Source organism: Mesobacillus jeotgali (assembly GCF_900166585.1).
Lineage (GTDB): Bacteria > Bacillota > Bacilli > Bacillales > Cytobacillaceae > Mesobacillus > Mesobacillus jeotgali_A.
In genome coordinates this window covers 1,378,703-1,403,372 of record NZ_FVZC01000009.1, presented here as the reverse complement: position 1 = coordinate 1,403,372, position 24,670 = coordinate 1,378,703, and the positions used below count along the sequence as shown (strand labels likewise).

Annotated in this window: 25 protein-coding genes; 15 read left to right on the top strand and 10 right to left on the bottom strand. The window is 40.3% G+C overall.

Annotation, left to right across the window (positions count from 1 at the left end):
• The first annotated feature begins 42 nt into the window (after positions 1 to 42).
• The gene (locus tag B5X77_RS17080; RefSeq protein WP_079509149.1) at positions 43 to 396 is read left to right on the top strand and encodes a VOC family protein; all 354 of its coding nucleotides are present in this window, start codon (positions 43 to 45) and stop codon (positions 394 to 396) included.
• 37 nt (positions 397 to 433) lie between these two features.
• Here the strand turns inward: B5X77_RS17080 and B5X77_RS17075 are convergent, their stop codons facing one another.
• Positions 434 to 904: a DUF2062 domain-containing protein gene (locus tag B5X77_RS17075; RefSeq protein ID WP_079509148.1), complete on the bottom strand. Its 471-nt coding sequence runs from the start codon at positions 902 to 904 to the stop codon at positions 434 to 436.
• Between the two features lie 250 nt (positions 905 to 1,154).
• Between B5X77_RS17075 and pssA the strand changes: the two genes are divergently transcribed.
• The gene (gene pssA / locus B5X77_RS17070; protein ID WP_079509147.1) at positions 1,155 to 1,850 is read left to right on the top strand and encodes a CDP-diacylglycerol--serine O-phosphatidyltransferase; all 696 of its coding nucleotides are present in this window, start codon (positions 1,155 to 1,157) and stop codon (positions 1,848 to 1,850) included.
• 51 nt (positions 1,851 to 1,901) lie between these two features.
• Here pssA and B5X77_RS17065 read toward each other — a convergent pair whose 3' ends face one another.
• The gene (locus B5X77_RS17065; protein ID WP_079509146.1) at positions 1,902 to 2,096 is read right to left on the bottom strand and encodes a CsbD family protein; all 195 of its coding nucleotides are present in this window, start codon (positions 2,094 to 2,096) and stop codon (positions 1,902 to 1,904) included.
• Positions 2,097 to 2,398: 302 nt separating this feature from the next.
• On the opposite strand from B5X77_RS17065, the gene B5X77_RS17060 reads away from it, so the two are divergent.
• Both B5X77_RS17060 and B5X77_RS17055 read left to right on the top strand, forming a co-directional pair.
• Positions 2,399 to 3,448 (top strand): P-loop NTPase family protein, encoded by a 1,050-nt coding sequence (locus B5X77_RS17060; RefSeq protein WP_079509145.1) that lies wholly within the window; start codon positions 2,399 to 2,401, stop codon positions 3,446 to 3,448.
• A 125-nt stretch (positions 3,449 to 3,573) separates the two neighbouring features.
• Positions 3,574 to 4,452 (top strand): hypothetical protein, encoded by an 879-nt coding sequence (locus B5X77_RS17055; RefSeq protein ID WP_079509144.1) that lies wholly within the window; start codon positions 3,574 to 3,576, stop codon positions 4,450 to 4,452.
• Between the two features lie 76 nt (positions 4,453 to 4,528).
• Here B5X77_RS17055 and B5X77_RS17050 read toward each other — a convergent pair whose 3' ends face one another.
• Entirely contained in the window at positions 4,529 to 5,017 is a 489-nt protein-coding gene (locus B5X77_RS17050; RefSeq protein WP_079509143.1) for a hypothetical protein, read from the bottom strand.
• Complete coding sequence (locus B5X77_RS17045) at positions 5,010 to 6,497, bottom strand: GGDEF domain-containing protein (protein WP_079509142.1); 1,488 nt, start codon at positions 6,495 to 6,497, stop codon at positions 5,010 to 5,012. Before B5X77_RS17045 ends, B5X77_RS17050 begins: the two co-directional genes overlap by 8 nt.
• 212 nt (positions 6,498 to 6,709) lie before the next feature.
• Between B5X77_RS17045 and B5X77_RS17040 the strand changes: the two genes are divergently transcribed.
• The gene (locus tag B5X77_RS17040; RefSeq protein ID WP_079509141.1) at positions 6,710 to 7,717 is read left to right on the top strand and encodes a DUF3231 family protein; all 1,008 of its coding nucleotides are present in this window, start codon (positions 6,710 to 6,712) and stop codon (positions 7,715 to 7,717) included.
• 107 nt (positions 7,718 to 7,824) lie between these two features.
• On the opposite strand, the gene B5X77_RS17035 is transcribed toward B5X77_RS17040, so the two are convergent.
• Positions 7,825 to 8,190 carry a hypothetical protein gene (locus B5X77_RS17035; RefSeq protein WP_079509140.1) on the bottom strand — a complete coding sequence of 122 codons (366 nt, stop codon included), beginning with the start codon at positions 8,188 to 8,190 and terminating at the stop codon, positions 7,825 to 7,827.
• 206 nt (positions 8,191 to 8,396) lie between these two features.
• Between B5X77_RS17035 and B5X77_RS17030 the strand changes: the two genes are divergently transcribed.
• Positions 8,397 to 9,053, top strand: coding sequence for a pyridoxamine 5'-phosphate oxidase family protein (locus B5X77_RS17030; RefSeq protein ID WP_079509139.1), 657 nt, complete (start codon positions 8,397 to 8,399; stop codon positions 9,051 to 9,053).
• Between the two features lie 63 nt (positions 9,054 to 9,116).
• Here B5X77_RS17030 and B5X77_RS17025 read toward each other — a convergent pair whose 3' ends face one another.
• Both B5X77_RS17025 and B5X77_RS17020 read right to left on the bottom strand, forming a co-directional pair.
• On the bottom strand, positions 9,117 to 9,995 hold the full coding sequence (locus tag B5X77_RS17025) for a glycerophosphodiester phosphodiesterase (RefSeq protein WP_079509138.1): 879 nt from the start codon (positions 9,993 to 9,995) through the stop codon (positions 9,117 to 9,119).
• 102 nt (positions 9,996 to 10,097) lie between these two features.
• Positions 10,098 to 11,402 (bottom strand): MerR family transcriptional regulator, encoded by a 1,305-nt coding sequence (locus tag B5X77_RS17020; protein ID WP_176167359.1) that lies wholly within the window; start codon positions 11,400 to 11,402, stop codon positions 10,098 to 10,100.
• A 317-nt stretch (positions 11,403 to 11,719) separates the two neighbouring features.
• Between B5X77_RS17020 and aspA the strand changes: the two genes are divergently transcribed.
• Positions 11,720 to 13,144 (top strand): aspartate ammonia-lyase, encoded by a 1,425-nt coding sequence (gene aspA / locus B5X77_RS17015; RefSeq protein WP_079509136.1) that lies wholly within the window; start codon positions 11,720 to 11,722, stop codon positions 13,142 to 13,144.
• 692 nt (positions 13,145 to 13,836) lie between these two features.
• Here the strand turns inward: aspA and B5X77_RS17010 are convergent.
• Together B5X77_RS17010 and B5X77_RS17005 are read right to left on the bottom strand one after the other, a co-directional pair.
• Complete coding sequence (locus B5X77_RS17010) at positions 13,837 to 15,078, bottom strand: MFS transporter (protein ID WP_079509135.1); 1,242 nt, start codon at positions 15,076 to 15,078, stop codon at positions 13,837 to 13,839.
• 1 nt (position 15,079) lies between these two features.
• A complete protein-coding gene (locus B5X77_RS17005; RefSeq protein WP_079509134.1) occupies positions 15,080 to 15,691 on the bottom strand; it encodes a PadR family transcriptional regulator in 612 nt (203 codons plus the stop codon).
• A gap of 186 nt (positions 15,692 to 15,877) precedes the next feature.
• On the opposite strand from B5X77_RS17005, the gene B5X77_RS17000 reads away from it, so the two are divergent.
• A complete protein-coding gene (locus B5X77_RS17000) occupies positions 15,878 to 16,714 on the top strand; it encodes a formate/nitrite transporter family protein (protein WP_079509133.1) in 837 nt (278 codons plus the stop codon).
• 50 nt (positions 16,715 to 16,764) lie between these two features.
• Here the strand turns inward: B5X77_RS17000 and B5X77_RS16995 are convergent, their stop codons facing one another.
• The gene (locus B5X77_RS16995; protein WP_079509132.1) at positions 16,765 to 17,550 is read right to left on the bottom strand and encodes a Cof-type HAD-IIB family hydrolase; all 786 of its coding nucleotides are present in this window, start codon (positions 17,548 to 17,550) and stop codon (positions 16,765 to 16,767) included.
• Between the two features lie 158 nt (positions 17,551 to 17,708).
• Here B5X77_RS16995 and B5X77_RS23070 point away from each other — a divergent pair, with 158 nt between their 5' ends.
• The 7 genes from B5X77_RS23070 (at position 17,709) to B5X77_RS16965 (ending at position 24,512) form a co-directional block, all read left to right on the top strand.
• Positions 17,709 to 17,855: a lmo0937 family membrane protein gene (locus B5X77_RS23070; RefSeq protein ID WP_139378380.1), complete on the top strand. Its 147-nt coding sequence runs from the start codon at positions 17,709 to 17,711 to the stop codon at positions 17,853 to 17,855.
• A 247-nt stretch (positions 17,856 to 18,102) separates the two neighbouring features.
• Entirely contained in the window at positions 18,103 to 18,732 is a 630-nt protein-coding gene (locus B5X77_RS16990) for an NUDIX hydrolase (protein WP_079509131.1), read from the top strand.
• A gap of 289 nt (positions 18,733 to 19,021) precedes the next feature.
• Positions 19,022 to 19,846 carry a M55 family metallopeptidase gene (locus B5X77_RS16985; protein WP_079509130.1) on the top strand — a complete coding sequence of 275 codons (825 nt, stop codon included), beginning with the start codon at positions 19,022 to 19,024 and terminating at the stop codon, positions 19,844 to 19,846.
• Positions 19,847 to 19,937: 91 nt separating this feature from the next.
• A complete protein-coding gene (locus tag B5X77_RS16980) occupies positions 19,938 to 20,870 on the top strand; it encodes an ABC transporter permease (protein WP_079509129.1) in 933 nt (310 codons plus the stop codon).
• On the top strand, positions 20,870 to 21,823 hold the full coding sequence (locus B5X77_RS16975; RefSeq protein WP_079509128.1) for an ABC transporter permease: 954 nt from the start codon (positions 20,870 to 20,872) through the stop codon (positions 21,821 to 21,823). The genes B5X77_RS16980 and B5X77_RS16975 overlap by 1 nt, the downstream gene beginning before the upstream one ends.
• A 5-nt stretch (positions 21,824 to 21,828) precedes the next feature.
• Positions 21,829 to 22,824 carry an ABC transporter ATP-binding protein gene (locus tag B5X77_RS16970; protein WP_079509127.1) on the top strand — a complete coding sequence of 332 codons (996 nt, stop codon included), beginning with the start codon at positions 21,829 to 21,831 and terminating at the stop codon, positions 22,822 to 22,824.
• Between the two features lie 77 nt (positions 22,825 to 22,901).
• Positions 22,902 to 24,512 carry a peptide ABC transporter substrate-binding protein gene (locus B5X77_RS16965; protein WP_079510275.1) on the top strand — a complete coding sequence of 537 codons (1,611 nt, stop codon included), beginning with the start codon at positions 22,902 to 22,904 and terminating at the stop codon, positions 24,510 to 24,512.
• The last annotated feature ends 158 nt before the right edge of the window (positions 24,513 to 24,670 follow it).

Here is a 24,670-nt window from a genome sequence, read left to right as displayed (position 1 = left end):
TTCTAATTGGGATTCTATTTATTTTAAAAGGGGGAGTATGAAATGGAATTCCATCACATTGGAATCGAAGTGGGTAATTTGCAGGCTTCGCAAGTTTTTTATAAAAATATCCTGGGCTTTCAATACAGTGAAACCATTCGTTTTGGCAAAGAAGATATTATCTTTTTGGAAAAAGGCGGTTTCAAAATAGAACTATTTCAACAAAAATCAGACTCAGCCAGTAGGGAAAGGATCCATTTTTGTTTCAGGGTTAATAATCTAGATAAAAAAATCAAGGAAATGAAAGAACATAACATGTTTCCTGTCGAGGGTCCTTATTTTCTGGATAGCAAGAAAATTGTATTTTATGAGGGCCTTGACAATGAATTAATAGAGTTTCTAGAGATCCAAGGATAAAAATAAGGAACGGAAAACATGGGCGTTTTCCGTTCCTTTATTTTTTTATATCCCATTTCTTTACTATATTTAGAAAGCTTAGCCGGTATTTTTTCATGATAGTATAAACTAGGTAGTAAACGATCAACCCGAACAAAAGGATATTAATAATCATGCCAATAAAGAAAACGGCGCCTAAATGAATTCCAGCATCCATCCCGTGTGAAGGCATTCCTGAAGCAGAGGGAAAGATACCGTACGGAAAGAGAGTCTCTCCGACTAGAACATTCAGATAGAATAAAAATGGGAATAGCCATATAAGGGCTACACCGCTGATGAAACCAGCCAAGGGATTCCCTTTGAGAACCTTTGCGCTTATAGTCGAAATGATGGGCCCCATACCGAAAGATGGAATAAAGTGTACTAAAAAACCCAGCGTGAATCCAAGAGAAACATGATGTGCGTTCTCTTTAATCCTGAATAATTTTATAAGAAGGAATTTTAGTCTTCGCAAATATTTGCTGATCATAATTCATCAACCCCAAATCAGTATACAATTAGATGAAATATTTTAACAGCCCTTTTAATAAATTCATTTAGGTCTCTATAGCAGTCTTTTATAAATTTTATGATTAACTACTATTCAGGATGTGAATTAATGATATAGTTAAAATATATTTTCGGCGAATCTTTTAAATATTAAACATGTTTTTCATGTTGCATGGGTAAAAATAGGCATATACAGAACTAGATAATGTTTCGGAGAGTGATGACAACTGATGCGGTTTACTAAGATGATTCCTAATATGTTCACGCTTGGGAATCTATATTGCGGTTTTCTTTCAATTGGATTTGCGGCTACTGGTCAATTCAACAATGCAGCGATTTTAATTTTGATTGGCATGATGCTCGACAGTATGGACGGAAGATTGGCGAGAATGCTTAAGGCGGACAGTCAGCTGGGCAAGGAGTTAGATTCACTGGCAGATATAGTCACTTTTGGTGTTGCACCTTCGTTCCTCGTATATTATACATATTTTTATCAGTTTGGCTTATGGGGATTGATGGTAGCCGGACTGTTTCCGTTGTTCGGTGCTTATCGACTCGCCAGGTTCAATATAAGTACGGATAAATCCTCACTAAATTACTTTATTGGGGTCCCGATTACTGCCGCGGGCGGAATTATGGCAATCCTTACGTTATTCGGGGACTTGATTCCAAATATCGTAACAACAGTGGTCTTTACAGCCCTGAGTTTCCTGATGGTTAGCAGGGTCAGAATACCAAGCTTTAAAGAAGTTCCACTTCCAAAGTACGGAACAATAGTGACCGTTTTCCTTGGTTCTTTGCTGTTTGTAATCTGGAAGGGGACATATGGACAATTTCCATATCTGATATACATCGCAACACCGTTATATATAGCCTATCTTGCCTATCGGTTTGTGAAGGGAAAAAATAAGAACCATATTGAATAGCACAAAAAAAGCCTTTGCTGTCTTAGCAAAGGCTTTTGATTTGCAGTGAAATTAATCTCGTGCAGAATTGTTAAAGGCACGTGATACATCTTCTTTAAGGTCTCCGGCAGTTTCTTTAAGTTTGCCTTTCCCTTTATCTAGACGACCTTCCGCTTCCATAGATTCGTTGTCTGTCAATTTTCCAAATTGCTTTTTTGTTTCACCTTTAACCTGATCAAATGCACCTTTTGTTTGTTCGTCATTCATGGTCGTTGGCCTCCTTTGATTGAGTATATTGAATTATACCCGAATGAAATGAAGACAAACTTTTCTTTCGTTCTCATGTGTCCTTTGCGGGAGAACCCCTTAATTATCTACTTCTAAAGCTGTTTAAGATTCTCATTTTTCTAAACCTCAAAAATAACTCTGTATTTTATAATTATTTTTGTCGATTTTATGTTATTAATATTAAAAATTCAATATGAAGTAAATAAAATACGTTTAACCGTAAATTGTTGTTGCTTTTTAAGGTAAATAAATTTACTCTATAAAGTAAGGAGGTGGAAGTGTTGGAAAAAATCAGATTGAATGTCGGTTTATTGAGAAAGCGTGTTCCAAACCTTACGACTGCAGCAAAATCTGTTGGCCTCCGACCCGCTACTGTTTCAAATCTTACTACGGGAAAAATTCCCGTTGGCAGAGCAGAGGTACGGACGATAGTGGCACTCGCTGAACTTGCAGGCTGCAGTCTTGATGAATTGATTTTAAGAGGGGAGAGTGTGGAGATGATTGAGACTGGTATCAAAACGTTAGATTTATTTGCTCCAATCGCTAAAGGAGGGACAGTGGGTTTGGTAGCGCGTCCAGGCATGGGCCAATTAGTGGTATTAGCTGAGATGCTGCACAGGTTGAAAAATGATGGCTATATAAATATCCTTATAAAACCAAAAGGTAATCATCCTGAAATTGACGATATTCTTGATAACGTAGATTTTGTTGCGGAGAATATAGATGAAGTCTATAAAATGATGGAATCTGCTGGCAAGGCCAAACATTTCGTACTTACAGCGGATCGTTCCTATGTTTTAACAGGAGAAATGTTCACGCTTCTTGAAATGCTGGATGGAAAGGGAATGACAGAAATAACGACATTCCTGCTTGATCTTAAAGGAGAGGCGGTTGATGATAACCTTCCATATGGTCCACTTGATACATTATGGCAATTTGATGCCGACCTGGCGGCCAGACACAAATATCCTGCGGTTAACCCAATCTACTCAACATCTTCCATCCTGGAAGGATCATATTTAGACCCTGTACACCACAGTATACAGCAAAAAGCACAAAAGCTCCTTCGCCGCTACCGGGAATTACGTTCGATTGTAACAGTGCACGGTCTCGGCCGGCTCCCGGCCTCCGAACTGCAGGTTTACGAGCAGGGAGAGAAGCTTGAGGCGTATTTGACTCAGCCTTTTTACGTAGCTGAGCCTTATACAGGGAAAAAAGGTGTGAGTGTAAGTTTAAAAGATACTTTAAGTGATGTAAAAAAAATACTTGAGGAACCTTCAAGTATTTATAATGCGGAAGACCTGAATTTTATTGGCAAGATTGATTTATGATAACTACTGCAAAAGAAGCCCAAATCAGCGTGGGCTTTTTTTAAATCCGCCTGGTATATTACTCTTCTTGAATGTCAATCTTAAGATGAATAAACAATGAAGTTAGCGTAGGTGAGAGCAGTGATATGAAAAGGAATAAAAACTATATACCATTTGTCATTCTTTTCATCTTTCATTCTTGCTTGCTAGTGTTTACTATCTATAAAAAGAAGGACAGAAAGAGGCTATTCATCTTGCTTCTGTCCGGAATAGGACTTTGTTTTGTCTTTGAGTACTTCGTATTGAGCATTTTCAAAGCTTATCGATACAAACCAAAAATGTTCCTTAATAAGGACCTGGACAACTTTTTTGGTGCAATTCTTTCACAAGCTATATTTGTTCCTTTCACAGCTGTGTTCATTACAGTATTTAAGGTTGGCTGGAAAGGGAAAGCCTTATTCGCCATATACTTCGCTGGAATTGAAAGATTATTTTTGAAATTGGCTATACATCAAAACAATTGGTGGAAAACAAAATATACGATTACCTTGATCCCGGTATTTTTTTATATAAATGATTTTTGGTACTCTCAGCTAAAAAAGAAGAATCCTTTGTTCCTATTTGGCTCTTTATTTCTATCCATTCTTGTCAGTGGGTTCAATTTAATGTACTCTGTGTCATTTTTCAGCAAGTTCAGATTTGGCCGGGGCAGGTGGCATAGCTGGAAGGAACATTTCAAAGTAGCACCGCTTTACTATTTCCTCTTATCGTTAGCCACTGCAGTATTTATTAAAAACGATTCAGGCAGGAAGGGAATTTTAGTTACTGCCGCTTTTTCAAAATTGATTGATATGCTAGTGTTGAATACTGGCATTGCAAAAAAGAATTTCTCATATGTATTAATCAATAATTCGATCCATCTGTTGATGATTTCCTGGGCTGCACTATTGAAGAAATGGATTTATCGCGATCTTGGAAGACCAGACATTGATAACTTTGATGATATGAATAGAGCCGGCAATTAATTGCCGGCTCGATCCTTATCATGATCTTTAACTAACGCCTTTACAATAAATCTGTTCAGGGTATATACCCTCAACTTTAATAGCGGCCTACCTGCAGCTGCTTGAATACTTCATCCCGGACTTCCTGAAGTGTGTCAGGTTGGAGCAGCTTAGTTGTACTGATTTTTAAATATGCCTGTTCATCAATACTTCCTTCCTGCTGAAGTTTATCTAAATGCGGAAGGCGGAAATTACCGATTGGCAAATAGGCTAAATACAGTTTGTCTCCGTTATGCTCCAATGAAATTTTTACTCCTTTAAGTACAGGATAAAAATAGGAGGTATAATCCTGTTCAATTATCAAATCTTCTTTCACTGCCGCTTTTATATAAGGAAGCGTGGTAGGCAGTGAGATGAAGTAGATCATCTGGTCATATGAATAGTGTAAATCGGAAACATTGAAACCATATTGATTCGTAACCCGCTTACAATAATTTTTCATCGAAAGATTATATAACGGCCTGCTTGTTAACGCAGTCATCATGACAAAGGCCAACGATGCGAAAATAAAAGTCATTTCAATCAATTCTTACAAACTCCTTAAAAGAAACTACTGTATTTTTCCCTGAGTTTTTAGCTTTATAAAGGGCCTGATCTGCAGCCTCAATAAGTTCATTTTTACTGTTGATAGAAGGGTGATCAGTGCATGCAGTCCCGATGCTTACTGTCAAAGTTCCGTCAGGTTGCGTTTCCTCTCCGGGAAAACTGGCTTGTTCAACATTTTTCCTGATTGCCTCTGCCAGGATTTCTGCATGTTGAAGGGAAGAATCAGGTAAAAGCACTACAAACTCTTCACCGCCAAACCTGAAAGAGAAATCACCTGGTCTTAAAGAATGGTCAATTACTCCAGCGAACTTTATCAATACCTCATTTCCCAGCAGGTGTCCGTTTTTATCATTAAAGATTTTAAAATAATCTATATCTAAAATGATAAGGGACAGCGGACCTTGATTTCCAAAATTAAATGGGAAATGGTCATCGAGTATTGTTTGAAATGCCCGCTGATTTAAAAGTCCTGTCAATCCATCTCTTAAGGCCATTTCCTCTATCTGCTGATACAGGTTAGCATGATCAAGCGCTATGGCCGCCTGGTTTGCAAGCGGCAGGATATTCTCTGTATCCATTAACGTAATAGGCCTTTTGTTGACAATATTGTCTATAAGGAGGATTCCAATGTTCTTCCCTTGATTGATCAGGGGTATGACAGCAAATTCCTCGGTTTGAAATAGCCTATTAATAAGTACCTGAGAGGAATCCGATTCATCAATCTCCTTTATTATCACCGGCTGTTGATTCGATAAAGCTAAGCTAAAGACATTATGGCCATCAAGCGGAATGTCCAATGATCGGAGTATTCCATTCAATTCAGGATCTGTAAAATTGCTGTCAAAATTATGTTCAATCAAATCACGCAGCTTTAATTTATCTTCTGAAATTTTCTCCCAGACTTCGTAGCCTCTTTTAACATCAATTGGGCCAACACCTACTATTCCTTTTAAGGATTGAGATTCATTGGAGGACAGGAAAATCATTGCCCTGTTAAAACCAAGACCATGTCCAGCAGTAACAGAAGTCAGGATCACTTTTAATAGCATATCCTGCTGGAGAGTGCGCTGCATGATTGTGCTTACTTCACGGAACACTTGTAAATGCTTCGATTGGTTCATAAGCATATTCATCCATAGGTGATGATTTCTCTTATTATTTATGATGAAGCGTGAAACATAACCGGCTCCAACACCCAGTGCAAGGTAAACAGGGGAAGCCAGGATTGGAGAAATGTCGGCTTGCCAGAAAACAAGAGCAGTGCTCAGCAGGGCTGCAGTAACCCCGCCCAATATTTGAAATGAGTAACCAGTGAAGCCAATAAAAAAAAGAGTAAGCCATACTAATTCATCTGTTCCAAAAAAAATTGCCGAAACTTCAACCAGCACTAAAGTGGCGAAAGACAGTATAAGCCGGTTTAAAGAAGCGCTTACATAGAATCTTATGAGATTTGAAAACACAGATAAGCCACAGGAAATTAAAATTAATGGAATAATTACACTCAGCTTGCTCACTCCTATTGGTGTATCGTAAGTCTATTTTACTATTTTTTTCTTTATACAGCAGGGTGTTTTAATAAAAAAAACGCTTTAAGGCAAATTTATTAACATAACTAATAAAATCAACTGAATCAGAAATAATAATTATATCATCGAAGCTTTGGAGTGAGAAGATGGAAGATAAGACGAAAATCAGTTTAACAGCTGCAGAGATGTCCATCATGTGGACGCAATATTTAAATGATACTGTTTCAATTTGTGTATTAAACTATTTCTTGAATAATATTGATGATAAGAGTGTGAAAGAAACAGTCCAATTTGCCCTCAGTGCTTCACAAAAAAACATATCCCTATCTAAAGAGATTTTCGATGCAGAAGGATTTCCATATCCAATCGGCTTTACCAAAAAAGATGTAAATGTACATGCTCCAAGACTTTTTTCAGATACCTTCGTTTTGATGTACCTAAGGCATATGTCCATTTTGGCGATGGCAGCTAATAGTGCCGCAATCGGCCTGGGAACGCGGCCGGATGTGATTGCTCTGCACAAGAGTGTGTTAAAATCCGCTATCCTACTCCAGGATTTGACCAGGGAATTAATGCTTGAACAAGGTACTTACATAAGGCCTCCATTTATCTCGATTCCCGATAAAGCAGATTTCGTGGAAAAGCAAAAGTTCCTATCAGGAATAAAAAATAGAAGAAGAGCTTTAACATCTGTAGAAATTACTCATCTTTTCATGAATGTACAGACCAATCAAATTGGCAAGGCGTTGATTATGGGGTTTATACAGATTGCCCAGAATAAAGAGGTTAAAGGATATTTACAGCGTGGGAAGAAAATAGCCCAAAAGCATGTGGATTTATTCAGTGAAATTTTAAAGGATAATGATATTCCGGCTCCGATGTTCTGGGATTCTGCTGTTACAGATACGACAACACAAATCTTTTCAGATAAGCTGATCATGTTCCATGTGACGGCCATGATTGCTGCTGGTTTAGGGAACTATGGTGCTGCCATGGCGGCGAGTCCCCGAAAGGATATAGGTATCAAGTATGCATCATTGATTCCGGAAATCGCATTATATGCGGAGGATGGGGCGAATATCATGATTAACCATTCATGGCTGGAAGAGCCGCCGATGGCAGATGACAGAGACCAGCTTTCGGGACAGAAATAAGCTGAGCAGCATAAGAAAAGGCTCCAGCCAATGTACTGCACCCTAAAGTTAGAATGAATTTTAACATTTAGGATTCAGTGCACCCAGGAGCCTTTTTTTGTATACAATTATTTTGATCCGTGCAGATCCGGGAATTTAACAGGTGTATTTAACGATAATTGATCCCGGTAAGAGCGGTATGAGACGACACTGTGATCTTTGGAATGAACATCAAGCTGCAGAATTTTATGGCCGTTTGTTTCTAAATAATAATGCATTTGTCCCTGTTCAAGTTCATAGAATGACAATGTCAAGCCCAGATAGTGTTTTTTTACGATTTTACTGTCAGGATGGCTAATGACATAATCGGAAATTTGCTGTACCGATGCCGATGGGGTTGATGTGATGGAATAGATAGTCTCTTTTGCGTGACTATAAGCCTGGTTCAAGGTGCTTTTTGCTTTTTCAAGAAAATTATTAACTGATTTATTCATTTTCATCCCTCCAATTATTTAGAAGATGTTAATTAATATACCCCTCTCTTAGAAATAGAATCCATTTAATTTACTACCTCAAATGTTGATTGAAAAACACGGGAATGATGAGTTACTATCCTTTAATCTGCTTGCTGGACTTAATCCTGATGGAAATCTGTTACTATAGTTAAGTAGAAATCGTCTATAAAAATAAAATAGTTAAAATGAAATGCAGAAATCATAAAAGGGAGACTAGAGTATTGGACTATAGAATAAAAAGCTTTGAAGAATTAAGAAGGCTATTCGGTGAGCCAAGTGAACTCGCCAAACGAAAAGTAATTTCTTACATAGACCAGCATTGCCAAAACTACATAGCACAATCGCCATTTTTAATTTTATCTACCTCTGACAATGCCGGCAGCTGTGACTCTTCCCCCAGGGGTGATTCTCCGGGATTCGTATTGGTACTTGATGAAAAAAGGATCGTTATTCCAGACCGTCCAGGTAACAAGAGAATGGATTCCCTTAAAAATTTATTATCAAATCCACATGTAGGTTTGTTATTTCTTATACCTGGTATGTTAGAAACTTTGAGAGTGAATGGAAAGGCGAGCCTGACACTGGACCCTGACATACTTGCCAGGATGTCAGCTGGAGGCAAAAATCCATTACTGGGAATCGTAATAGAAGTAGAGGAATGCTTCATACAGTGCGGAAAGGCATTAAAACGTTCAGAGTTATGGATCCCCGAAAGCTGGGCAGATCCAGATTCACTGCCTTCTGGTGCTGAAATATTGGCGGCACATTCAAAATTGCCCGGCACTACTGCAGAAGATATAGAAAATAGGTTAGCAGATGGATATAAAAATAGATTGTTTTAATAATGATTTATTTAGTCCGCCTTTAAAAAAATTAAAGCTGCCAATTGGCAGCTTTTGCAATTTCTATGGATTCTTTCTTTTTTCGACTCTCGCTCTAATTACTTCGTTAAGTCGATCAGGATAATTGGTGAACATGCCGTTTACACCCCAATCGATTAGCATCTCCATATCTTCCTTTTCGTTTACTGTATACGGAACAATTAATAAGCCGGAGTCAGTAATTTTTTTAATATAGGCAGGATTGACCGCTGTGAAATGCAGCCCCACCCCAATAGCATACTCCCTGATTTTATGAACTTCACTATCCGAAATACTTGCTGGAGCATAGTAGGATAGTAATTGTATCAAAGGAATCGATTGATCCAGGTCATGAATCTTGCGCAAGCTTTCCACACTGAATGATTGGATGATGATATTTCCTTCAAGTTCATATTCTTTCAGGGTTGAGAGAAGCTTTTCTTCCATACCTGGATAGACATCCGGAGATTTTGTTTCAATAAAGAAATTTGAATCAGGACCGAACCTATCGAGAATTTCGCGGAGTGTAGGTACTTGAAGTCCTTTATATGCTGGATTCGCTTTTTCTGGGAATGCCTCATTAAACCAGCTGCCTGCATCAAGCCGTTTAATTTCTTCCAGAGTAAAATCCTTTGCATATCCTTTTTTTCCTGTTGTCCTATCCATTGTTTCATCATGAAGAGCAATCAGTTCTCCATCCTTGGTCATTTGCAGATCGACTTCAATGTAATCGCCATTCATCAAGTTCCCGATCTCGTAAGAAGGGAAAGTATGTTCAGGGGCATGACCAGAGGCTCCACGGTGTGAAATGTTCATAACCTTAGTCTGCACTGTTATCGATGGACTGGCCGCTAGTGTTGATAAGCCCAACGGTGTGAAAATGACCAAAGATGCAATTGCCAACCAGCGATATATTCGGCCCATAGTTTCCCCCCCAGAATTGACATAGGTTGTAAGGACTTCATTAGCTTGAAGGCCTGTTCCTGTGTGAATATTATTTACATCTGTGAAGGGAATATGCTGAAATTACTGCCAGACCTTCCACCAATTTCTTTTGGATTGTTTGGAGGCTGCGGTTTCCCTGAAATTGTCGACCATATCCTTGAACATTTCATCCCTCTGCCTGATTTCCTGCCTTAACTCATCCCTTTCACTTTGCAGGGTTTTGATGAAATAATCACGTTCTTGACTTATCACTTGATTGAGATTTGCTAATTCCTGGTTTGTTGTCTCTCTGCTGTCCGAAACATAGTCCGCAAGAATTTTGAATTCCTCTGATACCGTTTCAGTCGTCTCATTCAGTCGTTTGGCCAAGAGTGATAATTCTTTTGAAGTTCCAGTAGAAAGTTTATTCACAGTAGTTTCCAATTTGGTTATTTTATCTGTCGTTCCTTTTGATGACTTAGTTAAACTCGATGTCAAGGTTGCGATTCGTTCAGAAGTTCCTTTTGAAACATTCGAGATACTGCCTGAAAGGGAGTTTATTTTTTCAGAAGTACCTTTCGAAACCTTCGCAACACTTTCAGTCAGCTTTGTGATTTTATCAGTTGTTCCTTTTGAGCTCTTATGGATACTCTCAGTTAACTGGGCTATTTTTTCAGAAGTTCCCTGGGAAGCCATACTCACACGATCAGAGAGCTTACTGAACATTTCGGTTGTTCCCCTGGAAACCTTCGCTAGATTCGCATGGATTTCGGAAGTGCCTTTCGAAACATTCGTAAGCTCTGATGAAATCGTTCCGAGCCGTTCGGAACTATCTTCCGAATTTTTTGTCACCGTTTCTGATAATTCCATGATATGCTCGTTGGTTCGTTGGCCTGTTTTATAAATGGAATCAGACAGTGTTTTAACAGTTGTAAAAGTTCCTTTAGAGATTTCTTTTTTTACTTCTTCAAGCACTTCTTTTCGAATGCCATTTCTGATTTCAGACTTAACTTCTTCAATCAGCGAATCCTTATATAGCTCCATTGCCTTCATGAAAGCACCATAATCGCTGGTACTGTTTGATTCGGACAGTGCAGGCATCGCCGTACTAACAGCAAGGGTATTATCCTGTGATTCCTGTACAGGAACCTGGTTTGTGTCAACATGCCGCTGTAAAAGCTCCCTGATCATTTCTTTACTTAAATTCTTATCCCGCATTTGTTTTATTTTCATCAATTGTTCAATTTCCATATCCGTGTAAAACCTGGCTCCCTGTTTCGTCCTGGGAACAATCAATAAGCCGGCAAGATCTTTTTCCCATTGTCTGATGGTTCCAGACGGTACATTAATTTTCTTGGACACCTCTTTAATTGTATATGCCTTCAAGAATTGAGTGTCAGTCATCATGCACATTCCTTTCTGTAATTGGTTTATGGAAAACGATGTCCTATAACAATTCAGCAAGAACATTACTGTTTTCCTGCATGTTGACAAAAGCTCTCAAAAGTAGTGGGATTTCAGCATAACAACCTGAAAAGATACAGAGTTCGCATTTTATTTTCAAGGAAAAAGTTTGTTTTATCGTGATGATATCAAAAATTTGATTTACAATAGTCATGTAAGCCTATAATTAGGCTGAGAGGGATATAACAATAAAAATATTGTCGGAAGTTGGTTGCCCTCAACATAATATCTAAATCTGAAGCTTTTTGGAGGGGTAAGAAATGACTGAGGTAAAAGTCCGGATAGAAAAGGATTTCCTGGGTACCAAGGAAGTACTGGCGGATGCGTATTACGGAATCCAGACATTAAGGGCGGTTGAAAATTTCCCGATTACCGGATACAGAATACATAGTGAATTAATTAAGGCTATGGCCATGGTTAAAAAAGCAGCTGCACTAGCGAATATGGAAACAGGCAGACTATACGGGGGACTGGGTGAAGTGATTGTAAAGGCTGCTGATGAAATCATCCAGGGGCAATGGCATGACCAGTTTATTGTGGATCCGATCCAGGGAGGAGCAGGGACCTCGATCAACATGAATACTAATGAGGTCATTGCGAATCGTGCGCTGGAGTTGCTGGGAGAGCAAAAGGGTGACTATTTTACTCTTAGCCCTAACTCCCATGTAAACATGGCACAGTCGACAAATGATGCTTTTCCTACTGCCATCCACTTATCTGTATTATCACTGCTGGACAAGCTTTTAGATACTATGGAGATCATGCGTGATGTTTTTTCCCAGAAAGCAAGGGAATTTGATCCGATCATCAAAATGGGAAGAACTCATCTCCAGGATGCTGTGCCCATCCGGCTTGGCCAGGAATTCGAAGCATACACACGAGTGGTCGAACGTGATATTGAAAGAATAAAGCATACACGAGGACACCTTTTTGAGGTAAATATGGGGGCGACAGCTGTAGGGACAGGTCTTAATGCCAATCCTAAATATATTAAAAATGTAGTCCGCCATCTTTCTGAAATAAGCGGTTATCCTTTGAAAAATGCTGATCACTTAGTTGATGCGACACAGAATACCGATGCCTATACAACTGTATCTGCTGCACTGAAGGTTTGTATGATGAATATGTCCAAAATCGCTAATGATCTAAGATTGATGGCATCAGGGCCAAGGGTGGGCTTCAATGAGATTTTCTTGCCATCAAGGCAGCCTGGTTCGTCGATCATGCCAGGGAAGGTAAACCCTGTCATGCCTGAGGTCATTAACCAGGTCGCTTTCCAGGTCATAGGGAATGACCATACGATCTGCCTTGCTTCTGAAGCAGGTCAGCTTGAGCTGAACGTAATGGAGCCGGTTCTTGTTTTCAATCTAATCCAATCAATTAGTATCATGAACAACGGTTTCAAGGTGTTTACTGATCATTGTCTTGTTGGCATTGAAGCAAATAAAGAGAAGCTTGAAAAAGATGTTGAACGAAGTGTCGGTATCATCACCGCAGTCAATCCCCATTTAGGGTACGAAGCTGTATCGAGAATTGCCAGGGAAGCGATCCTTACTGGGAAATCTGTAAGGGAACTATGCCTGGCTTATGATGTATTAACCGAGGAAGAGCTTGACTTAATCCTAAATCCTTATGAAATGACCAACCCTGGAATAGCAGGAGAAGAGTTGCTGAATAAAGATTGATTACAAAAAGCCGTTGTCGTTAAGGATAAAGGGTTCCGTTTTCGGGTGCTTTATTATTAATAGACACAGGAATTGACGTATGAATTGGCATACGTCTTTTTCTTTATTTATCAAGGTTTCTACGAAATTCCATTAACTTTGACATGTCAATTGACATCATTATTATGATGGACAATAAGGATCCGCATCTAGGATTAAGAGGGTCCGCACTTATCGGGTGGGAGATCAGGTTAAGGCCAGAGCTGGAAAATAGACGGAATAATTCCGCTTAATTAGTAATTAATATTAAAAAAGGCTGAAATAGACGGAGAGATTCCGCCTATTGACTCGAAAAATTCGAATATGGGTGATTTTGCTGTGCATAAGCGGAAAACCTTCCCTTATTTACCCCGAAACATGCTCCATTCTGAATTTAACCGGAAAATCTCCGCTTATTTTACTTTTGCTGGTTTTTCGATAAAGGACAAGTCATCTTATTTAAAAGGTTACGATGAACCGTATCACAACTAATGAGGTTTTACTTAAATAAGGTTTTGGTATGCCTAATAAAGGTACTCGCCAATTTTACTACCGCGAGTTTTACTTTTTTATTTACCAATAATGATGCCAATACAACTGTCATTTCGGCATATATTTTAAAAAAAACACCTCAAAACGGAACGGTTTACGGTCAAGACAACGGCTTTTTATTATTATGCCTCAAAGCTTCTTACCTCTATGTTTTTTCTTAAATGGAGAGTTAGGGTTAAGGTTCCGAGTAAAAAGGTAGCAATCCCTGCACTTGCCAGGACACCAGGTACACCGATCCACTTTGCCAGCAATGCGCCTGCAGCCGGGGCTGCAAGCATCGAAAATGTCTGCAGTGAGGCGGCGGTCGAAGAAACCCTGCCCATTATGTTCTTAGGCGTTTCTGATTGGAGGACATACCCGTATGGAACTCCTTCAGCAGAAGCAAGAATCCCAAGCAGGAAGGCAGCGGCCATCCATAAAGTTTTAGGGAGTTCAAATATACCCATGACACCTATTCCTATAGTTAGGATCAGCATACCGCTCATGACAGAAGCAGTGGCCATAAGATGAATCGGCTTATTTTTCCAGCCTGTAAATTTGCCGAGGATAATGGCGCCGATGACGCTGCCAAATCCGACAGAACTGACCAGTAAACCGAATTCTTCACTGGCAAATCCGAGAAGTTGCGCAACAAAGACAAACAAGCCATCATATAGAAAGATAATAAAAAAGGCAATGGATGAGAGAAGGATCGCAGCTTTTAAAATCCTGGCTGAGAGAATATGCCGGATTCCTTCTGTAAGATCTTCCAAATATGAATTCTTTTGTTGTTTTTGTTCAATCTCTTCATTTTTGATTTTTGGCAATGTCAGCAAAAACGCAATCGCGATTAAGAATCCCACACCCTCAAATATAAAAGGGCTCTTTACTCCGTAAATGGCAATGAATCCACCACCTAGAGCCGGGCCGATAATTTTCATTGTGTTGACGGACAATTGGCTTAAGGTGACAGCTTCTGGAAGTTCCTCCTCATCAACGATATGCCTGATGGCGCTTTGCCTGGCTGGGTCGTATAATGCGGCCACAGTAGCTTTAAGAAAAACAAATAGCAGCAGGACATAAAGATTTGGCGCAAAAAACAAGCCAGCTACAAATAAGATTCTTAACCATAGACATGATATCATCATCATTTTTTGCGGCAGTCTGTCAACATACACACTGGCAAACGGACCAATGATCACCCAGGGTAATCCCATGACGATGATGACTGAAGCGATCGCTCCTTCGCCAAGCCCCCAATGGTAGGCGACAATCACCTGTATAGCTAAAAAGTCCAGCCAATTTCCCAGATCGGAAAACACTTGTGCACCAAATAGAGAACGATAAGCCTTGTTCTTTAACGGTTTAAAAATACCTGCTTTCATTTTACAGCCCCCAAATATCCGATTCCAGTGCTGTCTTTCTTCTTTTCATTTGTTGCTCTCCAAGCTTTTTCGGATCTTGCCCCTTAGGAAGGCCGTCATTCTCAATGGATGTAAGTGCCTCCTTTATCCATTGAAGCTCAGCCTCGAGTTTCAACTCTGCGTATCTCATCGCGAGCATTCCAACACTGTTTATATAAGATGTATTATTTTGCTTCCATTTTATGATGAAGTTTAGAACTTCCTGTGACTCAATGGCTCTTGCCTTTAAATGGCCGGCTAAGATTGTCAAATCCATCTCCTTATGCCAGGCGGCCATTTTAATGAATAACTCATCCTTTATGGAAGGAGGTTCAGGCTTGATGGCAAGCCAGCTTTCTAATTCAGTCCAGCCTTTGCCGGTCAGTTCATAAAGCTTTTTCCTCCGACCATCCGCTTCGGATTCAACCGTTATTATAAAACCTTGTTCTTCTAGCTTCTTAAGTTTGGGATAAAGACTGCCGTAACTCATGCCCCAAAATAAGCCTGCTGCTTTATGCTCGAATTCCGCTTTGATATCATAGCCGGTACTGGGCCTGAAACTAATCACTGCAAGTATGGAATGCTCGATTGACATCTGCCATTCTCCTTATCTATATTAAGTATATATCATTATGATATATCAATATGATATATATATTTAAAAAAAATGTCAAAAATGAATAAAACTCTGTTTTTTTGCTGGCCAAAGGGGAAATAAGCCAATAAAGAAATGTTCAGTTGCCATATGATATGACGCACCTAAAGAATAGGAGGAATAAAATTGGCATTTCGCAAACCCTTGGAAATCGCACAAGTGACCATTGATTCTGGCACATACAAGGCAGCAATGCCTATTAAAAACATGCTGGCACTAGGGTTTCTGGGTGGAGCTTTTATCGCAATCGGATATCTTTTGGATATAAGGGTTATCGCAAATCTGCCACACGAATGGGGGACCTTTGGAACATTTCTCGGCGCCTCGGTTTTTCCGCTTGGCCTGATCTTGATTCTTCTTGCCGGAGGAGAACTGCTGACAGGAAATATGACAGCGATCTCAATGGCAAGTCTAGCTAAGAAAGTAACAGTAAAGAATCTATTGAAAAATTGGTTTTGGATTACTTTAAGCAATTTTGTAGGTGCATTGTTCGTAGCCTATTTTTTTGGACATATTGTCGGCTTAACCGAAACTGGTCCTTATCTTGACAAAACAGTGGCGGTTGCAGGGGCAAAACTGGACGCCGGCTTCTGGGCAGCTTTTTTTTCGGGGATCGGCTGTAACTGGCTCGTTGGTTTAGCAGTATGGCTGTCATATGGAGCTTCCGACATGACGGGAAAGGTTATAGGAATTTGGTTCCCAATCATGGGTTTCGTCGCTATAGGATTTCAGCACGTCGTCGCCAATATGTTCGTTATCCCAGCAGCAATTTTTGCAGGGTATTATAGTTGGGGTGAGTACTTCGCCAACTTTGTTCCGGTATATTTAGGGAATGCAGTAGGCGGAGGCGTGTTTGTTGCTTTGATTTATTGGATGAGCTATAAGGATAGCCTCAAAAAGCAAGCAGCTCTATCAGAGAATCAGGTTTCAAAGGCAAACGCGAAAAAACGGGCTGTAAGGTAAATAAAAGTGGAACCTCATGTCTGAGGTTCCACTTTTGTTTCTAAGTATACTTATATTAATCCAAGAGACTTTAACCCATTGTAAATTCCTGAATTTGTAACTGTTGTTGTCTTATGCTTTGCATGTTGGAAAAGGTCAGGATGGGCATTTCCCATTGCAAAACCTTCACCAGCAAAGGCCAGCATTTCTTTATCATTCATTCCGTCTCCAAAGGCTATTGATTCTTCACGAGCAATACCAAGTTTCTTCAAAAGAAATTCGACACCGATACCTTTGTTTACATGGTTACGAATCACATCAAAACAATGCCGCATTCCTTCAATATTTACTTGTGACAGGTGAATTCCGTTTTTGAACTGATAGAGTAAATCACCTTTATTCCCTGAAGTAATGATTGTCATGCCTAGAATGTTTCCAATCACATCCTCGGTAAATAAAGCATTCTGTCGTAAATGGAATTGTTTAAGAAATGTTTTCACCGATTGAGATTCAAGGTTGGTTAAGTAATTTTTTGAATTCGTATAACACACAACTTCATGTCCATTTGCACTGGCAACGTTCAGTATATAGCTTACATCCTCTGGCTTCATTGGTTCTGCAAAAATAGTTTCCTTTTCATATATTCCCAGCGCACCGTTATAACCGATAAAAGAAGAAATTTTTAGCTCTTCCGCAAGATCCGATATCTCATGTAGCGGACGTCCTGTAGCCAACACAACTTCAATATGTTGTTTCTTCATTTCATTGATGGCAGTCCTTGTAGAATCTTCTATTGAATCATCTGGTCTAAGAATGGTTCCGTCAATATCGAGAAATAAAATCCTGTAGTTGCCCATGTGAATTTCTCCTGTCTTAATTGGATATTTTAAGTGTTACACAACTGCAGCACAGTTATCAAATATTTATAAAGGGATCTGTTGGATAAGCTTGTTTAACAAAAATACCATTTGGGTAAACTTTAACCAAGAAAGCAGAAGAAAAGGAGATGTTGCTAATGTTATGGACAATAGCAGGAATATTGCTGGTGCTATGGATCTTAGGAATGGTTTTCGAGGTAGCCGGCGGACTCATCCACATCCTCCTCGTAATCGGCATTATCTTGATTGCATACAAGGCAATTAAGGGACGGGCTACAGGCTGATAAAATTTTAAGGCAGCGGCGCTAATCGCCGGTGTCTTTATTTTTGCATGAAGGGATGTCCGGATTGTTTCGTTAAAGTCACTTAAAACTGCTTTTCGTGCTGTAAAACAGTTTAACCAGTACAGAGAAGAGAAGCAGCTACTTAAAAAGGCAAATTTTATTATTTAGAGCCGTTTTCTTTATTTTCAGCTGTTTTTCATAATACAATGAATATACATACTTTTTTGGGGAGAGTGGATGTCCAATAATGAAAATAAATGATATATCAAAAGCTTTATTGGGGCGTACACCCTCAATTATGGGGCATAAGCAATTAATCAAATTCGCCGTCTTGCTGCCTCTTGTGGAGGTTGACAATGAGGTTCATATTCTGTTTGAAGTACGGGCGCTCACACTTAGGAGGCAGCCAGGTGAGATTTGCTTTCCTGGCGGGAAAATTGAAAAGGGAGAGGAGCCGAGAAAAGCTGCTGTAAGGGAAACTTCCGAGGAGCTTGGTATTAAGGAAAGCGATATTGTAAATGTGATTCCATTGGATTTTATGGTTTCTGCCTTTGGGACAATTATATACCCATTTGTTGGAACCATCACAAACCCTGGTCTCATTAAACCCAATGAAGCCGAAGTAGGGGAGGTATTCACTGTTCCATTATCCTTCTTTAATAAAAATCAGCCGGATACGTATAAGATTAATTTCCAGGTTGAGCCTGAAGATGGCTTTCCTTTCGATCTGATTATAGGCGGTGAAAATTATAACTGGCAGACGAGGTCAATGGATGAATACTTTTATCGGGAGAACGGAAAGGTGATCTGGGGTCTTACCGCACGGGTGCTGACTCATTTCCTTGAACTTATGGAACAACAGAATAGTCAAGAGTAGGAGGGCCTATCCTGGCGCCTCCTTTTTTCGTTCCTATTACCATTATTTTGAAAAAGTTTTTCGCCTGATCCGGTCTTCCTTGAAAACTAATCCAGATTCAGCTTTTATCTATTTCAGATTAAAAAAATCTCTATAACTATTATTTCATCAAAATATTTTCCTTCTTTAATGGTTAGTGACAAAACTCCTATTTATTTGCAAAGACAGAAATATATAGGAGAAAAGGTTGCGATTGGTAGATTTATTATTTATAATTTTAAGATAATTATTCATAGAAAGTTGGTTAAAAATGAAATTGTACATATCAGTCGACATGGAAGGGATTACCGGTTTGGTTGACCATACCCATGTTGATTCATCAAAACTCAATTATGATCGCGGCCGAAAAATTATGACACAGGAAGCGAATTATGTGATTACCAAAGCATTTGAAACTGGCTTCAAGGAAGTTATCGTGAATGACAGTCATTCAAAAATGAATAACCTGCTGATAGAGGATCTCCATCCTGAAACTCAGTTGATTACCGGAGACGTTAAACCGTTTTCAATGGTACAGGGGTTAGATGATAGTTTCAAAGGTGCCGTATTTGTCGGCTATCATGCACGAGCGTCAATGAGTGGAGTAATGTCACACTCGATGATTTTCGGTGTCCGCCACATGTGGATCAACGATGTTCAAATTGGTGAATTAGGATTCAATGCCTACGTCGCTGGTTATTATGGTGTCCCAGTCATTATGGTAGCAGGCGATGATGGAGCAGCCAGCGAAGCTGAAGCGTTAATTCCGAATATTACCACCGCAGTGGTAAAGGAATCGATATCCAGATCTGCAGCAATATCTTTAACACCAGCCAAAGCTGGAGAACTGCTTGCTGAAAAAACTGAACATGCTATTAAAAATTTGGAAAAAGTGAAACCGCTTACACCCCCTGACAACCCGGTTCTGAAAATCGAATTTGCCAATTACGGCCAGGCAGAATGGGCAAATCTAATGCCTGGAACAGAAATAGAAGAGGGGACAACCATTGTAAGCTACAAGGCAAAAAATATTCTAGAAGCCTATCAAGCTATGCTTGTGATGACAGAATTAGCCATGAGGACTACCTTTGCATAAAGGTGTTCTTTTCACTTTTGAATGGACTGAGCATACATATGAAAATTACCGCAACGACATCAGACTAAAGACATGATAAGGAAGTGAGTTAATGCTCCAATACATAATGAAACGGCTGGGCTCTATGGCGTTGACTTTATTGGTCATCATCACATTGACATTTTTCTTAATGCACTCCATACCCGGTTCACCTTTTAACGAGGAGCGCGCAACAAGTGAGGCGGTACAGAAGAACCTCGAGAGTTTTTATCACTTGGATGAACCACTATATGTCCAATATTTTTTATATTTAAAATCAGTTGCGACTTTCGATTTTGGCCCATCAATCAAAAAGTCTTCGCAAACCGTTAATGAGATGCTGGGAAGAGGTTTCCCTGTCTCGTTTGAACTTGGAATGGTCACACTCATTGTTGCTATCTTTTCGGGTATTTTGCTGGGAATCATTGCTGCTCTTCGACACAATGGCGTTATCGATTATCTTGCGATGACAGTGGCGGTAATTGGCATATCTGTCCCAAACTTTGTCATGGCGACATTATTGATACAGCAGCTTGCTGTAACCTGGCAGATTTTACCTGTTGCCACCTGGACTAGTCCCAAGCATATGATCCTTCCTACACTTGCTCTTGCGACTGGGCCAATGGCAATCATCGCCCGCCTGACAAGAGCGAGCATGCTGGAGGTTTTGACCCAGGACTATATCAGAACTGCCAAAGCAAAAGGTCTTTCACCTGCAAAGATTGTCTTCAAACATGCATTAAAAAATGCATTGCTCCCAGTAGTTACGATTCTGGGCTCCCTCGCGGCAAGCATTTTGACAGGAACCTTCGTAATTGAAAAAATCTTTGCAATACCTGGGATGGGAAAGTACTTTGTTGAAAGCATCAACCAGCGTGACTATCCAGTCATTATGGGAACGACGATTTTTTACAGTACAGTGCTGGTCGTGATGCTTTTCCTGGTTGACCTTGCATACGGAATCCTTGATCCGAGAATTAAACTTCACAAAAAGGAGGGGAAATAATGGCTCTGCGTAAACACCAGGAACAACGAGCGAATTCGTCAATTCCAGATGAATGGTTTGTTCCTATAGATAAAAGTACCTCAGAAGCAGAAGCTGTTGTCCGGCCGAGCCTCTCTTATTGGCAGGATGCATGGAGACGCCTCCTGAAAAACAAATTGGCCATGTTGGGGTTATTCTTCTTATCAGTATTGACATTCATGGCTATTTTCGGACCGCTTATCTCGCCACATACAGTTGACCATCAGGACCTTGTAAACCAGAACCTCCCGCCTTCGAGTGATCACTGGTTCGGTACGGATGAGCTTGGCCGGGATGTTTTCACGCGTACATGGTTCGGAGCCCGGATTTCTTTGTTCGTTGGAATTGCTGCTGCATTAATTGATTTTATCATCGGCGTCATCTATGGCGGTATTGCTGGCTATAAAGGCGGCAGGACAGACCATTACATGATGAGGGTCGTAGAGGTCCTTTATGGTCTTCCGTATTTACTGGTAGTAATTTTGATCAGCGTCGTTATGGGTCCAAGCCTTGCCACGATCATCTTTGCCTTGACGATTACCGGATGGATAGGGATGGCAAGGATAGTCCGCGGCCAGGTCCTGCAAATCAAGAACTATGAATATGTGTTAGCATCTAAGACATTTGGCACAAAAGCGGGGCGGATCATCCGTAAAAATCTTCTGCCAAATACTATGGGACCGATCATCGTTCAGATTACTCTCTCTGTTCCATCAGCCATTTTTGCAGAGGCCTTCCTCAGCTTCCTGGGTTTGGGGATCCAGGCACCTCTTGCAAGCTGGGGTTCAATGGCAAGTGATGCTTTACCAGTCATATTATCAGGTGATTGGTGGAGATTGTTTTTTCCGGCTTTCTTCATTTCTTTAACGATGTTCTCATTTAATGTGTTAGGCGACGGGCTTCAGGATGCGCTTGACCCGAAGCTAAGGAGGTAAACACCATGGAAAAAGTACTGGAAGTAAAAGACCTTCACGTTTCATTCAAGACATATGGCGGTGAAGTGAAAGCTGTCCGCGGTGTCACTTTTGATTTACAAAAAGGAGAGACCCTGGCAATTGTAGGAGAGTCCGGCTGCGGAAAAAGCGTGACATCCCAAAGCATCATGAGGCTTATACCGGAACCGCCGGGGAAGTTTGATGGCGGATCAATCTTTTTTAAAGGAAAAGACCTGACGAAATTAAAGGACCCTGAAATGCGGAAAATCCGCGGATCCGATATTTCTATGATCTTTCAGGATCCAATGACCGCTTTGAATCCCACATTGACCATTGGTGACCAGCTAACAGAAGGTATCCTTCAGCACATGAAGCTGACAAAAGAGCAGGCGAAAAAGGTAGCGATTGAAATGCTTTCTCTGGTTGGAATCCCGAGCCCTAATATTCGATTGAAACAATATCCTCATCAATTCAGCGGGGGCATGCGCCAAAGGATCGTGATCGCGATGGCACTAGTATGCCAGCCAGAGGTACTAATAGCTGACGAGCCTACAACCGCCCTTGATGTGACAATCCAGGCACAAATCCTGGAATTGTTCCGTGACATTCAGAAAAAAACTGGTGTATCGATTATTTTGATAACACATGATCTAGGTGTAGTTGCGCAGGTAGCTGATCGCGTCGCAGTGATGTATGCCGGCAAAATTGTCGAGACAGGGACCAGAAGAGAAATCTTTTACAACCCGCAGCACCCATATACGAAGGGGTTATTGAATTCTGTCCCACGGTTGGATGCTGAAGGCGCGGATTTGATTCCGATTGGAGGGACCCCGCCTGATTTATTCTCACCGCCGGTCGGTTGTCCATTCACAGCAAGGTGTCCATATGCAATGGCGGTATGTGACAAAGTTTATCCGGATAAGACCAGCCTTTCAGCTAGCCACGAGATAGACTGCTGGCTTCAGGATGAACGGGCCCAAAAGCTGCTGGCAACCAGGTAACGGTCAAACAGGCTTTGGCCTTTTGATATAAAATCAATTCAACTTAAGGGGGAAGCAGAGTGAAGAAGTTTTTGACCATGCTAATGGCGGTAATACTTGTGTTCACTATGGCGGCATGTACTGCCAAGGAAAATGCCGGCAAAGAGTCGACAGAAGGGAAGGATAATGGGGAAAAGGGAGGGGAAAAAGTCCTTTACCTTAACAACGGACAAGAGCCAACTTCTTTTGACCCGCCAATTGGATTTGATTCAGCATCATGGAATGCTTTGAACAACCTGATGGAGGGGCTCACAAGACTTGGAAAAGACCATCAGCCTGAAGCTGCAACAGCAGAAAAGTGGGATGTATCTGAAGATGGAAAAACATACACCTTCCATATTCGTGAAGATGCAAAATGGTCTAATGGCGATGATGTAACTGCCAATGATTTCGTGTTCGCATGGAAACGCCTGCTGGATCCTGCAACTGGTTCAGCTGCAGCATTCCTTGGCTATTTCATTGAAGGCGGCGAGGATTTTAACAGCGGAAAGGGTTCTGCAGATAATGTCAAAGTAAAAGCTGTAGACGATAAGACATTTGAAGTTACACTCATTAGCCCTCAGGCTTATTTTCTCAGTGTAATTGCCAATCCTGCATTCTTCCCGATCAATGAAAAAGTTGCCAAAGAAAATCCAAAATGGTTCTCAGAAGCCAAATCGTTCGTAGGAAATGGACCATTCAATCTGGCAAGCTGGGAACATGACACAAAATTCGTCATGAAAAAGAATGACAAGTACTGGGATGCAAAAAATGTAAAACTTGACCGTGTAGAGTGGGCTATTGTTGATGATACAAATACAGAGTACCAAATGTACCAGGCTGGAGACCTGGATGTATCCGACGTTCCTGCAGAATTGAGCGATAAGCTGTTCAAAGACGGGAAAGTGAAGGTTGATGACCAGGCAGGAGATTACTTCTATCGATTCAATGTCACGAAAGAGCCGTTCCAGAACCTCAATATCCGAAAAGCTTTTGCTCTTGCTGTAGATCAGCAAAAGATTGTCGACTTTGTTACCAAAAACAAAGAAGAAGCAGCATATGGTTTTGTATCTCCTGGGTTTAAAGATCCTTCAGGAAAGGATTTCCGAGAAGTAAACGGTGATTTCAACAAAACAGACATTGAAGAGGCAAAAGCCTTATTGAAGAAGGGTATGGAAGAGGAAGGTTATACAAAACTTCCAGATGTTACCCTAACCTATAGCACAGATGATACGCATAAAAAAATCGCTGAGGCATTACAGCAAATGTTTAAAGAAAACCTGGATGTAGAAGTTAAACTTGCGAACATGGAATGGAACGTATTCGCAGAAGAACAGAAAGCTTTAAAACACCAGCTTTCACGAAGTTCATTCCTGGCTGATTACGCAGATCCAATCAACTTCCTTGAAAACTTCCAGACCGGACACTCCATGAACCGTACTGGCTGGGGAAATCCGAAGTATGATGAGTTAATCCAAAAAGCAAAGAATGAATCTGATGAGACAAAACGTTTTGACTTAATGTACGAAGCAGAAAAAATCCTGTTCGAAGAAGCACCAATCTTCACAGTGCATTTTTACAATCAGGTATATCTTCAAAATGAAGCAGTTTCAGATGTCCTCCGTCATCCAGTAGGATATATGGAATTAAAGTGGGCAGACAAGAAGTAATGATTCTAAGAAAGAGGTGTTCATCTTGGAACACCTCTTTTTGACTAATGAATGTTCCCGTATATAGTAACTTCACAAGGTTAGACTATTTGAACTATGATTGCCAAAAGTATATCTGAAGGATCAAATTTTACCTTACTAGTACATACTCTTTTATT

Coding starts and splice junctions, on each gene's coding strand:
- B5X77_RS17080 (WP_079509149.1), top strand. CDS start 43: ATGGAATTCCATCACATTGGAATCGAAGTGGGTAATTTGCAGGCTTCG.
- B5X77_RS17075 (WP_079509148.1), bottom strand. CDS start 904: ATGATCAGCAAATATTTGCGAAGACTAAAATTCCTTCTTATAAAATTA.
- pssA (WP_079509147.1), top strand. CDS start 1,155: ATGCGGTTTACTAAGATGATTCCTAATATGTTCACGCTTGGGAATCTA.
- B5X77_RS17065 (WP_079509146.1), bottom strand. CDS start 2,096: ATGAATGACGAACAAACAAAAGGTGCATTTGATCAGGTTAAAGGTGAA.
- B5X77_RS17055 (WP_079509144.1), top strand. CDS start 3,574: ATGAAAAGGAATAAAAACTATATACCATTTGTCATTCTTTTCATCTTT.
- B5X77_RS17040 (WP_079509141.1), top strand. CDS start 6,710: ATGGAAGATAAGACGAAAATCAGTTTAACAGCTGCAGAGATGTCCATC.
- B5X77_RS17035 (WP_079509140.1), bottom strand. CDS start 8,190: ATGAATAAATCAGTTAATAATTTTCTTGAAAAAGCAAAAAGCACCTTG.
- B5X77_RS17030 (WP_079509139.1), top strand. CDS start 8,397: ATGAAATGCAGAAATCATAAAAGGGAGACTAGAGTATTGGACTATAGA.
- B5X77_RS17025 (WP_079509138.1), bottom strand. CDS start 9,995: ATGGGCCGAATATATCGCTGGTTGGCAATTGCATCTTTGGTCATTTTC.
- B5X77_RS17020 (WP_176167359.1), bottom strand. CDS start 11,402: ATGATGACTGACACTCAATTCTTGAAGGCATATACAATTAAAGAGGTG.
- aspA (WP_079509136.1), top strand. CDS start 11,720: ATGACTGAGGTAAAAGTCCGGATAGAAAAGGATTTCCTGGGTACCAAG.
- B5X77_RS17010 (WP_079509135.1), bottom strand. CDS start 15,078: ATGAAAGCAGGTATTTTTAAACCGTTAAAGAACAAGGCTTATCGTTCT.
- B5X77_RS17005 (WP_079509134.1), bottom strand. CDS start 15,691: ATGTCAATCGAGCATTCCATACTTGCAGTGATTAGTTTCAGGCCCAGT.
- B5X77_RS16995 (WP_079509132.1), bottom strand. CDS start 17,550: ATGGGCAACTACAGGATTTTATTTCTCGATATTGACGGAACCATTCTT.
- B5X77_RS23070 (WP_139378380.1), top strand. CDS start 17,709: ATGTTATGGACAATAGCAGGAATATTGCTGGTGCTATGGATCTTAGGA.
- B5X77_RS16990 (WP_079509131.1), top strand. CDS start 18,103: ATGAAAATAAATGATATATCAAAAGCTTTATTGGGGCGTACACCCTCA.
- B5X77_RS16985 (WP_079509130.1), top strand. CDS start 19,022: ATGAAATTGTACATATCAGTCGACATGGAAGGGATTACCGGTTTGGTT.
- B5X77_RS16980 (WP_079509129.1), top strand. CDS start 19,938: ATGCTCCAATACATAATGAAACGGCTGGGCTCTATGGCGTTGACTTTA.
- B5X77_RS16975 (WP_079509128.1), top strand. CDS start 20,870: ATGGCTCTGCGTAAACACCAGGAACAACGAGCGAATTCGTCAATTCCA.
- B5X77_RS16970 (WP_079509127.1), top strand. CDS start 21,829: ATGGAAAAAGTACTGGAAGTAAAAGACCTTCACGTTTCATTCAAGACA.
- B5X77_RS16965 (WP_079510275.1), top strand. CDS start 22,902: ATGCTAATGGCGGTAATACTTGTGTTCACTATGGCGGCATGTACTGCC.